The sequence below is a fragment of the Bacteroides eggerthii genome (genome assembly GCF_025146565.1).
GTDB lineage: Bacteria > Bacteroidota > Bacteroidia > Bacteroidales > Bacteroidaceae > Bacteroides > Bacteroides eggerthii.
On record NZ_CP102258.1, the window covers coordinates 1,071,273 to 1,086,444 of the forward strand.

The window sequence follows — 15,172 nt, forward strand, 5'->3', positions numbered from 1 at the left end:
ATGAAGCAGATGAATAAAACCTCAATATCTCTATTACTCTGTGCGGCTATGATGGTTGGTGATATTTTTGCGCAAGATCCCACTGTGCCTCGGGTATCAAAAAACTATTTTCCTGTATCGGTGCAATTCACTCCCGTTCCTTCGGGTAAAGGGTGGCGTGATGAGCGTCCTCCCTTGACTGACGAAACAATGCGTGAGACCATTCATAATATTATTTTGCATGGATGTACACACATTGCTGCTGGTGAATTTTCCAATGGTGGTGCCAATTTAAAAGTTTTTGACTATGCACAAAGTTTGGGCATGAAGATTGATTTCACTTCCAATGGCGTACAACTTTTCAAACGCAATGATCCTCCAAAGTATTGTGTTTATTCACCAGAATATCTTGACTCTGTGCGTACTCGTATTGAACCTGTATTGGGCAGTGTTAAAAAAGTGTCTAATCCTTTTACTATATTTCCCTTTATGGATGAACCTTTCCATGCTGATACCACTTCATTCGATTTTCGTGAACCGGTAAAGAGGGCTTTCAAGAAACAATACGGCTATGCCATGCCTACATCGTATTCTGTTGCTAAACGTGAGCCTCGCAAACACTTGGATTTCATCAATTTTCAATCATCAACTTTTGTTGAAGCTTGGCGTAAAATTTATAAAGAAGTGAAACAATACGATAATCGTCCTTTGGTAGTAATGACTCATGACAGCCACAATACTATGGGTGGTGGTGTAAATTCCGACTCTAAATATGCGGTAGACGATGTATTCCACTGGGGAGGTGATTTTGTAGATATGTTCTTATATGATATATATCCTTACACAATGTTCGATTACCGTTACGGAGAGCCTTCGCAAATACGTAAACCGCGTATAAGCCAGATGCACTATACTATGGCTCAAATGCGTAACCTCACTACTACTTATGGGAAAAAACTAGGATTTTGGTTAGGTACATACAACAACGGGTGGTTTCGTCGCTATTTGAATAAAGAGATGCTTAGCCAATATTGGATGGAACGTGAATTGGCTTATACCGCCATTACTGGTGGTAGTGATTTCATTATTACCGGCATCAACATCCCCTCCGATGCTCGTCACTGGGATGATTTTGGTCAGGCCATGCGCACCGTACAAAAAGTAGGTGGTGCTATATCCGAGTCACAAAAGCCCAAAGCCCGTGCTTGTTTCCTCTTCCCTCGCACACAATATGTACAAATGCAGGAAGAATGCTTTAACGTTGGACAAACTTATGAACTTTGTTTACGTGCTTTTGGTGAGCTTGATGTGATACATGAAGAGCAAATTACCGATGACAAAATGAATGGTTACGATATTTTGGTTATGGCTGATGTGAAAATGCTACCTAGAGAAGTTGCCAAACATATAGCTGCATTTGTAAAACGAGGCGGTGTAGTTATTTCCGACTGTGTTCCTCAGAGTGATTCTTATTTTGCTCCTCTTGAAAGTATGAAAGAGCTCTTTGGAGTGAAAGCCGCCGCTACCAACCGCGTAGAACAAAAAGGGACTTGGAATCCATTTTCTATGCTCCCCGCTAAATGGGCTTTCGTAAAAGAAGCACCTGCCGTACCCGTAAAAACATACGACCAGGCTCAAGGTAAGGCTTATAATCAGAACTTAAGTTTTCGTGTGATAACCCCTCGTAACTGTGTAGCTACTGATGCTCAAATAATAACTTCCCTGAAATCAGGTTTTCCCTTATTACTTTCTCGCAAAGTAGGTAAAGGAAGTTGTTACCTCTTTGGTTTCTGCCTGCAGGATACCTATTTTCAGACTTGGATGGATAATGATATAACTTCGCGTACAGAACTACAACAGCTTATGCACGATGTATTTGCTTCAACCGGCATAGTTTCGCGTGTTTATTCATCCAATCCTGATATGGAGGCAGGTGTTCGTCTACACGGTAATGAAGCTTATTGCTTTGTAATCAACCATGAAGCCGAAAATGCGATAACAGATGTTACTTTACGCGATTTAGGCTTCGAAGTAGGTCAGATCATGGATGTGGAGTGGGGGCGTACAGTCGACTTCGTCCGTACCCCTGATGGTGGGATACGCTTTACGATTATGGCTGTGGAAGGTACTCCTACGGGTGTTACCCGCCTGCTTAGAATCACCCCTAAAAAATAATGAATTATGTTTAATAAATTACGTATAGCAGTAGTCATATTTATCACGACCGTTTTAGTAGGTGTGGTTACAGCCACACCTACCGGAATGGTACAAAGTGAATTAAACAAAGGTTGGCGCTTTCGTCAAGCTCGTTTACAGCAATGGCGTACAGCTACTGTACCAGGTGTAGTCCACACTGACCTATTGGATCATGGTTTGATAGAAGATCCTTTTTTTCGTCTGAATGAACGTTCTGTCCAATGGGTAGACAAAGAAGATTGGGTATACGAAACTACTTTTGATATTCCCGCTAAAATGTTGGGATATAAGAACTATCGTCTTGTATTTAACGGACTTGATACCTATGCTGATGTTGAGCTGAATGGAGAGAAAATACTTTCGGCAGATAATATGTTCCGTCGTTGGCCGGTAGATGTATCCCAGAAACTCAAAGAGAGGGGCAATGTGCTTCAAATTTATTTCCATTCACCCATAAAAATAGATATACCTAAATGGGAAGCGTTACCCTACCATTATGAGGCCGGTAATGATCAATCACAAAATGGCGGTCTGTTTGGCAAACAGGTTAGCATCTTTGCCCGCAAGGCAGGCTATCATTATGGTTGGGACTGGGGACCTCGTCTGGTAACATCAGGAATATGGCGTTCCGTAGTATTGGAAAGTTGGAATGATGCGTGCATCGAAGATTTAGCTTTTCAAACCCAGCAACTCGGTAAACGTACAGCCCAAGTTGTTTGTGAGGTAGAAATAAATAGTGAAAAATCTGCGGATGAAGCAAATGTCTCAATATTTGATGAAAATACCAAAATGTTTGTAGGCAGTACTATTTGTGACTTAAAGCAAGGGATAAATCATATCAAAGTAAATTTTAAGCTTAACAATCCACGCCTATGGTGGTGTAACGGTTTAGGTGAGCCCGAACTCTACGATTTTCGTGTAGAATTGTCTATTAACAATAAGTTAGTAGATAGTCGTAAACAAACTACTGGTATTCGTACTATTGAATTAGTTCGTGAAAATGACAAAGAGGGACAAAGTTTTTATTTCCGTCTCAATGGTGTACGGGTATTTGCCAAGGGAGCCAACTACATCCCTTCTGATAATTTTCTACCTCGGGTTACAATAGCTGATTATAAAAAGACCATTGACGACGCAGTAGCTGTACATATGAATATGCTACGCGTGTGGGGTGGTGGAATCTACGAAAACGATGAGTTCTACGACCTTTGTGACCGTAACGGACTACTTATTTGGCAAGATTTCATGTTTGCTTGTAGCCTCTATCCCGCTGAAGGTGAAATGCTCGAGAATATTCGCCTTGAAGCAATTGATAACGTAAAACGTATGCGCAATCATCCTTCATTGGCCGTATGGTGCGGTAATAATGAGAATCAAACGGCATGGTTCAGTTGGGGCTGGAAAGAGAATTATGAACGTCAAAATAAAGCTTATGCTGAAAAAATCTGGAAGCAATATTGCGACCAATATTTTGATGTACTCGACAAAGTGGTAGATGAATATGCGCTAAATGTACCTTATACTCCTTCGTCTCCTTTCGCAAGCAAAGAGGTAGCACAGGAAAAGAACATTGGAGACCGCCACTTTTGGGGGGTGTGGACCGGCGCTTTTCCCATCAGTGCCTATCGGGATGAACATTCGAGATTCTTCAGTGAATATGGCTTCCAGTCATTCCCTGAAATACAGACTGTAAAACGTTATGCTCCCGAACAGGAAGACCAAGATCTTTTGTCCGATGCCATGATGTGGCATCAGCGTGGTGGGAAGAATGCCAACGAACGAATATATAAACATCTGCTTAATGAATATCAAGAACCAAAAGGTTTTGAAAACCTGCTCTATATGACTCAAATACTTCAGGCTGATGCTGTAAAAATAGCCATGGAAGCTCATCGTCGTGACAAGCCCTATTGTATGGGTACTTTATACTGGCAAATTAATGATTGTTGGCCGGTAGCCTCGTGGAGCAGTCGTGACTACTATGGTCGTTGGAAAGCACTGCATTACTTTGTAAAAAATGCTTTTGATGACATCTTAGTATCGCCTGTAGAACGCAATGGTCGTTTGGAAGTATGGGTTATAAGTGATCGTCAACAACCGGTAAAAGGCAAACTTGAAATAATTATCTACGATATGAAAGGCAAGCGTGTAAATAACGTTACTCGTAATGTCCGACTCAAAGCAGATGAAAGTTTGAAGGTGACCGATCAAGCGGTAAAGGAACTAATTGGTAATTATGCTCCTGGTGATGTAGTGGTATATGCTGATTTTGTGGTACAAAATGAAAAGAAACATTATACCAACAATTGTTTCTTGGTAAAACAAAAAGAAATGAACTATCAAGAAGCCGTCATAGATCCGGTTATAGAGCCCAAAGAGTATGGTTTCCGCGTAACGCTGCGTACTAATACTTTTGCACGTGGGGTATTTATGGAGCTCAAAGGTCAAGATTATTTCTTTAATAAAAATTTCTTTGATCTATTTCCCGGTCATCCTGTGACACTTGAGGTTGAAACCAGTCTGTCTCCTCAGGAGTTCGAAAAACAACTATGTATAAAAACACTTAGAGATGCTTACAAATAATGTAATATATAGAATATCGCTTGTTGCAGCAGGTAGTACTTTATTAGGAAGTTGTACAACCTCTACTAACAAAGAGTTGAAGCTAAATCATTTGGATGGAGTGAAACCGCGTAATGTGGTATTCATACTATCCGATGATCATCGTTATGATTATATGGGTTTTTTAGGAACGATACCTTGGCTTGAAACTCCCTGTATGGACAGAATGGCACGTGAGGGAGCGTACATCCAAAATGCGTTTGTTACTACTTCTCTCTCTTCACCCAGCCGCGCTTCTATCCTTACCGGCCTTTATTCACATACACATAAAGTAGTGGATAATAATGCTCCTTTACCCGATGGGCTGACTTTCTTTCCCGAATATTTACAAGCTGCTGGGTATGAAACTGCTTTCTTTGGTAAGTGGCACATGGGCAATGATACAGGTGAACCACAACCAGGGTTCACCCATTGGGAAGGTATACGCGGACAAGGTGTATATTGGAATCCCGAAATCAATATCAATGGCAAATGGAAAGAGTTTAAAGACAGTACTTATTTGGGAGATTTGCTTACTGATCACGCCATAGATTTCATTCGTGAACAAAAGAAAGCTGATAAGCCTTTCTTTGTGTACTTGTCGCATAAAGGAGTTCACGACCCTTTCCAAGCACCTAAACGTTATGAAGGTTGCTATGCCAATAAAAAAGTTCCTTTGCCTACTTCGTTTGAAAATCCTCACTATGGCATTACACCTACTCCTAACAAGTCTGTTCAGACCGGTAAACCACTTTCGGGTGTCGACTATTATGGCGAACAGATGAAGCCTGATTGGGTCAAAATGCAGCGCGAAAGCTGGCATGGTGTAGATTTTTGCTACAATGGCCGTCGCAATTGGGAAGAGGAAGTACGTAAGTATTGTGAAACTTTACGTGCTGTAGACGAAAGTATCGGTCGTGTAATAGACAGCCTGCAGGAAATGGGACTAGATGAAAATACTGTTGTTATCTATATGGGCGACAATGGCTTCTGTTGGGGGGAACATGGTTTGATAGATAAACGCCAATTTTATGAAGCATCGGTACGTGTACCGATGTTGATACGTGCTCCAGGATTATTCCCTGCAGGACAGGTTTTAAAATCCATGGTGCAAAATGTAGATATCGCCCCCACCATATTATCGTGCGCAGGATTAGATAAACCCGCACAAATGGTAGGTGAATCATATATCCCTTTGCTACAAGGTAAGGAGATACCTTGGCGTAATCGTATATTCTATGAATATTACTGGGAGCATGAATATCCGCAAACTCCTACCATGCATGGCGTACGTACCGATAATTATAAATATATCCGTTATCATGGCATATGGGACACCAATGAATTTTATGATTTAAACGAAGATCCTAGTGAGTTACAGAACCGAATAGCAGATCCCGAATATCAGGATATAATTAAACAACTCGATGCTGATCTTTATGACTGGTTAGAAACGACCAATGGAATGTTCATTCCTCTGAAACGAACTGTACGCCCCCATAACGACCATCGTAATGAGGGTAATTACTAAAACTAAATTCATATGAAGAAATATTCGATTTATACCATACTTTGTCTGTTTCTACTGTTATCGCTTTCTATACAAGCTCAGCAGAAATGTAAGGCGTATCGTCCTTTCCCTTTCAGTCTGCAATATTTCGAAATTGCCGAAGATAAGGAATTTATTCCCTCTACACTCGATGATTTGCGTGCACATGGCGTAAGTAATCTATGGATACGTGACTGTAAAAGTCCAAAGAGCAATGATATAGTGAAGCGTTTCCAAATGGAAGGTTTCAAAATAGACTTTATGACACATGGGCATGAGAACTTTATCCGTGATGAAGTGCCAAAAGTAAGCGTATACGATCCGAAGTACGAAGAAGTGGTACGCGGAAATGTAAAGAATGGTTTGGCACAATTGTCCCAAATAGCACATCCTGACTATGTATTTCCCTATATAGACGAACCATTTCATCGCAAGCCCTTTTTAGATTATTCGGCAGCGACTCGTGCCGAGTTCAAGCGTCAATATGGTTATGCTATGCCAAAAAGTTTTGAAGAAGCCTGTAAAAATCCTCGTATACAACTGGACTTCTTGAATTTTCAATCACTTATTTTTCGGGACGGCTGGATGAAAACTGCCAAAATCGTACATGAGTTTGATCCCCGTGTAAAGATTGCCATCACTCATGATAGTCATAACGTATATGGAGGCGGAGTAAACTCAAATAGCCAAATGGCTATGGATGACGTATTCTACTGGGGCGGTGACTATGCTGATCTTTTTGTTTACGATATCTATCCTTATCTGACTTTTGATTACCGTTATGGGGAAACCGGTGTATATCGTAAACCTCGTATGAGTCAGTTGCATTATACTATGGCACAACTTCGAAACATGACTACCACTTATGGTAAAAAAATGGGATTTTGGGTAGGTACTTATAATAAAGCTTGGTTTGTACGTTTTCGTGGAAAAGAACGCGCTGAACAATTTTGGTCAGAACGTGAAGTACTCTATACGGCCATTGCAGGAGGAGCAGATTATATTATTTCTCCCTCTGACTACATGGGACATAACTTACCTGTAGACCAAAACCATTGGGATGAATATGGCAGAGGAATGCGTATCATTCAAAAAGAAGGTGCAGCCATTACCGATGCTCCTAAAGTGAAAGCCAATGCCTGCTTCCTTTTTCCCCGTACTCAATATCTGCTTACTCAGGAGGAATACTATAATGTAGGCCTGTCTTATGAACTGTTCCTGCGTTCTTTTGGTGAACTTGATATTTTACATGAAAACCAAATTACTGATGATACCTTAAACGGTTATCAAGCTTTGGTATTGTGCGATGTAACATTACTACCGGAAAAGGTGGCTGAACATATTGTCCGTTTTGTAAAAAATGGCGGTACTGTGATAGCTGACTGTGTACCTCAGCTGAACGAAAACCAAAAAACTTCTTCTATTATGAATCGTTTGTTCGGCGTTGATAATGTCTCTATTCAACGGGTAAAACGTGAAGGTCAGTGGGTACCTTTTGTGAACCTGCCTGCCAAATACTCATTCCCACCCGTAAATGGTGTGACCGATACAAACTATCTGTTTGATACTTGGAATGCGATGCAAATAGTATCACCTCGTACTTGCAAGGCAACCGAAGCGACCATAAATGGATATTCAAAAAATGGTATCCCCATGATACTGACCAACAAAGTCGGAAAAGGTAATGTCATACTCTTTGGATTCTGTATGCAGGATACTTATTTCCAAGCTTGCAAAACGGATGATGAGACTACACTCAATGCTCTTTATACTCAAGTGCATAACGCCTTTGCTGAAAATGGAATTATATCTCATATATATTCCTCCAATCCAGAAATAGAAGCGGGATTGCGTTCGTCAAGTGAAACAGCCTACCTGTTCGTCATTAATCACGAAACGCGAACTGATAATAGCCAAATATTTCTGCGCCAGTTACCTGGTAAAGTTGCTAAGGTTATTGATGTAGAAACTAGTTGTCCTATAGATTATATATGCAAGTCTAATGGCATTGATATAGATGTGAATGTACCATTTGGAAAAACACAACTAATTAAAATAACTTATCAAAAGTAATAACCAATAAATTATTATATTATGAAAACTAAGACCTTTTTGTTAGGCTTGTCTGCTTTATTATTAGGCAGTATTTCCATTCTATCATGCAGTGATGATGATAAAGAAATAGTGAGTGGTGGCAAAACAACCCCTAAATTAGGTGCTGTTGTAGTGACAGAGACTTCTATTACACACAAAGCAGCTACTGTAACAGCTGAATTAATTGATTGGGGGGGAGCAGAACCCAATTCTTCGGGAATTTGTTGGGCCACTACCCCTAATCCTTCAGTGGAGCAACAAACTAAAGTGAAAATTGATATGTCCGAACCAGGAGACTATGAATACAATATTAAAGGTTTGCTTCCTGAAACTAAATATTACGTTCGTAGTTTCGCACGTAATGCACGCGGTTTAGTTTACAGTGAGCAACTTGAATTTGAAACAAAACCTGAATCGCCTGATATGATGGATTATGTAGAAGTAGGTAATCCAGAGTTAATAGGTGAACCTGGTAAAGTGAATGCAAATCTAGCGTCCACTATTATTAGTAATGGTGGAGGGACGCTCAAACGTGCCGGATTTGTAATCTCAGAACATACTCAACCCACTGTTGAAGATAAGATGTATGAATTATCTCCTGCCAAAATAGGAAACTTTGAACTAACCATTTCTTCACTTCTCTCTGGTACTACGTATTATGTACGCACCTTTGGCGAAAATGTAAAGGGAATTGTATATAGTAGTGAAGAACTTTCATTCACAACACAAGAGGCCGACATGTCCTTGAAGGGAAATTGTGGTAATCTGTTAATTGGTGGCACTGTTGAAGTTCCTATAGGAACTCCCGGTAATTTAAACGATAAAGCTGAGAAAATTATAGAAAGAGAATATAATGTTGTACAAATACCTTGCTACCCAATAGCCTGGAATAGCTGGAGTGCCCTAGAAGATATGAACTTAGATGCACAACGCCAATATGTAGATTGGTGTCAAAAGCGTGGCATCAAGACAATTGGACATTTTTTACTAGCAGGCCCTCAAACTTACTATCCTGACTGGTTTCTTAATAAAACTTGGTCTACTGAAGAATTAGAAACTGCTCTAGAGAACAGAATAAAGACCGTAATTGAAAAAATGGGTGGTGACAAGGTAGATATGTGGACAGTGGTGAATGAATCTTTGAACAAAGGAGTCTACGAGACTTGTAAATGGAGCGCTTTAGGTACAGAAAACTCATTATCTGGAGGTAAAGCTGTCCCTATTTATATTACAAAAGCTTTTGAATACGCTAAAAAATATGCTCCTAATGCAGAGCTTATATTAAGTGAACGTAACTTTTTGATGTCCATGCAAACAGACAAAAATGCTGTTGAATTCCGAAAACTGGCCCTACATTTGAAAGAAAAAGGATTGTGTACGACTGTTGGAGTACAGCTTCACCAGATTCAAGCAGCAGCCGGATTTAATAATCCTGAAACGATGGCAGGTTGGGCACAACTGACAAATCATATAAAATGGTTTAAAGATAACGGTTTTAAAATTATTATTAATGAAGTTTCCATCTCTAAAGCTAAAAAGCAAACAGATCCCGCTTTTACTGCCGCTGAATTGGATTGCCAGAAACGAGCTTATGTGAAATTTATGCAGACTGCCATTGATGCCGGTGCCGATGGAATGCTCTTTTGGGGACTTGGGGATGGTTATAACTCGTACCGTCAATGGGATGAATGTAATTTATACGACCATAATCGCGATCGTAAACCTGCATTCGACGGCGTACTTGAAGTGTTAATGCAGAAATTTCCTGTAACAGAGTAAAATATAAATTACAGAGAATATGAAAATACTGTGTAAATCAGCATTACTTTTTTTATTAGTAGCAGTCATACCTTTAACAGGTATGGCTACCGCTACTAATATAGACCGTATACGATGTGAATATCTGAAGAATCCGCTTGGAATTGATGTGGCAACTCCTCGTTTCACTTGGGAAATCTCAGCTGGCCATAATGGTAAACAAACTGCTTGCCGACTAAAAGTGGCCACCAGTCCCCAACTGTTAAAGCGCGGTAAAGCTGATGTATGGAAATCTAGGCGAGTTAATACTGATATCCCTCGCATGGTTTATCAAGGTCCGGCTTTGCAAGCACACACCCGCTATTATTGGCAGGTGGAAGTGTGGAGTAACAGCCGTAAACTAACGTCTGAAATTGCTAGTTTTGAAACGGCTAAACTTTCCATAACCGATTGGCACGATGCCAAATGGATTAGTGATACATTCGATAAAGAATTCCGTAAGGCTCCTTTACTTCGTAAGAGTATCAGCCTAGAAGAAAAGAATATAAAAAATGCTCGTCTCTATGTGTCAGGTGTAGGTTACTATGAATTCTTTATTAATGGTGCTCATGTGAGTGACCGCAAACTGGAACCGGGGTATACGCACTTCGATAAACGTGTGCTTTATTCCACTTATGACGTGACCTCTATGCTGCAGCATGGCGAAAACGTATTGGCAGCCGAATTGGGCAATGGTTGGCTCAATATACAATCTCTATCTGTATGGGAATTTGAAAAAGCTCGATGGCGCATGCGTCCTCGTATGATAGCAGAACTACGCATTACTTACAATGATGGTACTGTACAAACCATTCCTACTGACCGTACATGGAAAACAAACAGTGGTGCCTGTTCTTTTAATAATCTGTATAGTGGCGAGGTATACGATGCCCGTTTGGTACATAAGGGATGGACGATACCCGGTTTTGACGACAAGAAGTGGATGCCTGCTATAGAGGTGGAAGCCCCTGCTAAGATACTTACTTCCCAGCAAATGCCTCCTATTCGTGTAGTACGCGAAGTAAAGCCTGTCAGTATGAGAAAGATTGATGACTATACCTATATATATGATATGGGTGAGAACATGACTGGGGTATGCCGTCTCCAAGTGCAAGGCCCAACCGGTACGTGTGTCACATTAGCACATGGTGAACTGATACATGATGATGGCACTTTAAATCAAGGTAATATTGAAATCTACTTTAAACGTGAAAAAAATGGTTTGCCTCAACATGTCGATCCTTTTGAACGTATACAAACCGACACTTATTTTTTGAGTGGTAATGGTATGGAAACCTATGAACCTAGATTTACCTATCATGGTTTCCGCTATGTAGAGGTTGCCAGTACCCGTCCGTTGACATTAACTCAAGAGAGTCTTACCGGGCTATGTATGCATACCGATGTAGAGCCTGTGGGAAATTTTGCTTGTTCTAATGAAATATTAAATAAACTGGTGGAAGCCAGTTGTAATTCATATTTAGGAAATCTGTTCAGTATTCCTACGGATTGTCCACAACGTGAAAAGAATGGATGGACGGCCGATGGTTACGTCGGTATGGACTATGGCTTACTTTTTTATGACGGCATTACTGTATATGAAAAATGGATGAACGATTTCATTGACAATCAACGTGAGCGTGGTGATCTTTCTGGCATTATACCAAGTTCAGGTTGGGGGTATGCCGATTGGATAGGGCCAGTATGGGATGCCGCTCTTTTTATCATCCCAAACAATCTGTATAAATATTACGGTGACACTCGTGCCATAGAAAAAATGTGGGACACTTGTGTACGCTACTTACAGTACCTTGAAGCTCGTGAAAAAGATGGTAAGCTGACTTATGGCATTGGAGACTGGGTATTCTACAAGGCAAAAACCGATACACACTTCACTTCCACTGCTTTCTATTGGCTGGATAACGTATTAATGGCTAAATTTGCTGATCTTACAGGGCATGATGGTACTAAGTATCGTGCCAAAGCTGATAATCTGAAAGAGCTCATTAACAACGAATGGTTCGATGCTGAAAAAAAAATGTACGCTAATGGTACACAAGCAGCTCAATCGGTGGGGCTGGCGCTAGGATTAGTCCCCGAAGAGCATGCGCAAGCCGTAGCTGATAATTTGGTACGTATGATCCGCGATAATGGTCATCAATTAGACTTCGGAATGCTGGGGAGTAAGTTTGTACCTGCCATGTTAGTTAAATATGGCTATGCTGATGATGCTTATAAAATGATAATTCGCCCTGAAGCTCCTTCTTGGGCCAATTGGATACATCGTGGCCTTACCACACTACCCGAAACCTGGGTTTTAGATAAAGACTTTAAAGACGCATCGCTCAATCACGCGTTCTTAGGTGATATATCTGCCTGGATGATGAATAGTTTGGCAGGCATCAACCCTAATCCTAAGAAACCTGGGTTTGCAGGTATCATCATCCGTCCGCAATTTATAAATGGCATATCATGGGCCAAAGGAGAATACCGTTCCGTTCGTGGACTTATTCGTAGCGAATGGAAACGAGAAGGCAATCAGATTGAACTTAACATCATTATACCAGCTAATACCGAAGCTGAATTACAGCTAAGAGATAAGTCCGTGGCTCTGAAAACGGGCAAAAACCAATTAACAATTAATCTATAATGAAAACAAAAACATTAGGCGTTACCGCCCTTATATGCTTGGCAGTTTCAATACAGTCTTGTGGTGACGGCATACCCGCATATAAGAACCCTGACAATCCTGTAGAAGTACGTGTCGCAGATTTGTTGAAACGTATGACACTGGAAGAGAAAATAGCTCAAATGCAAGATCTAAAGTTCAAAGACTTCTCCGTAGACGGAAAAGTAGATACAGTAAAAATGGACTCTGTACTCAAAGGTATGAGTTATGCCTCTGTATTCGGTTCAAGACTAAGCGTGGAACAGATGCAGGAGAGTATGTTTGCGATTAATAAATATATGGCTGAACACAATCGTCTGGGCATCCCCGTATTAGGTGAAGCCGAATCATTGCATGGACTAATCCATGACGGCGCCACTATTTTTCCACAATCCATTGCACTTTCCAGTACATTTAATCCCGACATTACTCATCGTGTAGCAACTGTCATTGCGCAAGAAGCGAAAGCCACAGGGGTAGACCAAGTTCTCTCACCAGTACTCGACCTTGCTCGTGAGCTGCGTTGGGGGCGGGTAGAAGAAACTTATGGGGAAGATCCCTATTTAGTCGGACGTATGGGAGTCGCCTATGTATCAGCTTTCAATAAAGAGGGTGTAATGACTACCCTAAAACATTTTTTAGCTCATGGTTCCCCCACCGGTGGTTTAAACTTGGCTTCTGTAACTGGTTGTGAACGTGATCTCCGCTCACTGTATCTCAAGCCTTTCCAAGATGTTATGCGTGAGGCCATGCCCTATAGCGTGATGAACTCTTATAATTCATACGAATCAGTTCCTGTTGCAGCTTCTCATTGGATTCTTGACGATATTCTTCGTGGTGAAATGGGCTTTAAGGGATATATTTCTTCCGATTGGGGTTCTGTAGAAATGCTTCGTAGTCTTCACCATACAGCAAAAGATAAAGCCGATGCTGCTTGTCAAGCAGTGATTGCTGGTGTGGATGTAGAAGTGGATGGTGATTGCTATGAAACGTTGGACAGCCTAGTACGTAGTGGAGTACTACCCGAAAAAGAAATTGACAAATGTGTATCGCGCGTACTAACTGCAAAATTTGCTATGGGGCTTTTCGATAAGGATTATACAAAACGTGCCAATCTTTCCCAAACGGTACATACTCCTGAGGCTGTCGAACTGGCTTTGGTAGCTGCTCGCGAATCAGCTATCTTAGTAAAGAACGAGAATAGTTTACTTCCACTCGATGCAAATAAACTTCGTTCGGTCGCTGTAATCGGTCCCAATGCCGCCCAAGTACAGTTTGGTGACTATATGTGGACCAATAGTAATGAATATGGCATCACTCCTCTGCAAGGCATCGAAGCCGTCACCCAAGGCAAGGTAAAGATTAATTATGCTAAAGGCTGTGAAATCCACACGCAAGACCGTAGTGGATTTAGTCAGGCTGTAACTGCAGCCCGCAATAGCGATGTGGCTCTGCTCTTTGTTGGCGCAATGAGCGGTTCTCCCGGACGCCCCTGGCCCAATTCTGTAAGTGGTGAGAGTTTTGATCTTTCTGATATCAGCCTTCCTGGCTGTCAAGAAGCCCTCATCCGAGCAGTGAAAGCTACTGGTAAGCCCACCATAGTGGTACTTGTAGCAGGTAAGCCTTTTGCCATACCTTGGGTAAAAGATAACTGTGAAGCTGTAATAGTACAGTGGTATGGAGGCGAACAAGAAGGTAGAGCTATTGCTGAAATACTGTTTGGAGAGGTTAATCCTAGTGGCCGTCTGAATGTATCATTTCCACAAAGTACTGGGCATCTGCCTGTATTCTATAATTATTATCCTTCTGATAAGGGATTCTATCACGATCATGGTACTCTTGAAAAGCCAGGACGCGACTACGTATTCTCCAGTCCCGATCCAGTATGGGCATTTGGGCATGGCCTAAGTTACACAACTTTTAAATATAAGTCAATGCAAATATCCAATAAAGAATTCACTGATGATGATACTTGTGAAATCACTGTGGAAGTAGCCAATACAGGAAAACGTGACGGAAAAGAAGTGGTTCAACTTTATGTGAATGATATAGTTAGTTCTGTAGTAACTCCTGTAAAGGAATTACGGCGCTTTGAAAAAGTGTTTATTCCTGCAGGTGAAACTCGAACTGTTAAATTCAATCTACCTATAAAAGAACTGGCCTTGTGGAACACTGATATGAAAGAAGTGGTAGAGCCCGGAGACTTTGAATTACAAGTAGGTGCGGCATCCGATGATATTCGTCTGACTGAAATCATTACTGTGAAATAACAGTCTAATAAAATTATT

General features: G+C 41.0%; 7 protein-coding genes. All 7 read left to right on the plus strand.

The features are described 5' to 3' along the window. The first annotated feature begins 9 nt into the window (after positions 1 to 9). From NQ546_RS04390 to NQ546_RS04420, 7 genes are read left to right on the plus strand one after another with little or no spacing between them, the layout of a single operon-like run. Positions 10 to 2,154 carry a type 1 glutamine amidotransferase family protein gene (locus tag NQ546_RS04390; protein WP_167319263.1) on the plus strand — a complete coding sequence of 715 codons (2,145 nt, stop codon included), beginning with the start codon at positions 10 to 12 and terminating at the stop codon, positions 2,152 to 2,154. Positions 2,155 to 2,160: 6 nt separating this feature from the next. Continuing rightward, positions 2,161 to 4,758: a beta-mannosidase gene (locus NQ546_RS04395; protein WP_004292246.1), complete on the plus strand. Its 2,598-nt coding sequence runs from the start codon at positions 2,161 to 2,163 to the stop codon at positions 4,756 to 4,758. Continuing rightward, positions 4,745 to 6,307, plus strand: a complete 1,563-nt coding sequence (locus tag NQ546_RS04400; RefSeq protein ID WP_115615961.1) for a sulfatase family protein — start codon at positions 4,745 to 4,747, stop codon at positions 6,305 to 6,307. The genes NQ546_RS04395 and NQ546_RS04400 overlap by 14 nt, the downstream gene beginning before the upstream one ends. Positions 6,308 to 6,319: 12 nt before the next feature. Next, positions 6,320 to 8,398: a beta-galactosidase trimerization domain-containing protein gene (locus tag NQ546_RS04405; RefSeq protein ID WP_004292248.1), complete on the plus strand. Its 2,079-nt coding sequence runs from the start codon at positions 6,320 to 6,322 to the stop codon at positions 8,396 to 8,398. Between the two features lie 21 nt (positions 8,399 to 8,419). Then, positions 8,420 to 10,198 (plus strand): endo-1,4-beta-xylanase, encoded by a 1,779-nt coding sequence (locus NQ546_RS04410; protein WP_004292249.1) that lies wholly within the window; start codon positions 8,420 to 8,422, stop codon positions 10,196 to 10,198. Between the two features lie 19 nt (positions 10,199 to 10,217). Further along, positions 10,218 to 12,866, plus strand: a complete 2,649-nt coding sequence (locus NQ546_RS04415) for a family 78 glycoside hydrolase catalytic domain (RefSeq protein ID WP_004292250.1) — start codon at positions 10,218 to 10,220, stop codon at positions 12,864 to 12,866. Continuing rightward, on the plus strand, positions 12,866 to 15,154 hold the full coding sequence (locus NQ546_RS04420; RefSeq protein ID WP_004292251.1) for a glycoside hydrolase family 3 N-terminal domain-containing protein: 2,289 nt from the start codon (positions 12,866 to 12,868) through the stop codon (positions 15,152 to 15,154). The genes NQ546_RS04415 and NQ546_RS04420 overlap by 1 nt, the downstream gene beginning before the upstream one ends. Positions 15,155 to 15,172 lie beyond the last annotated feature (18 nt).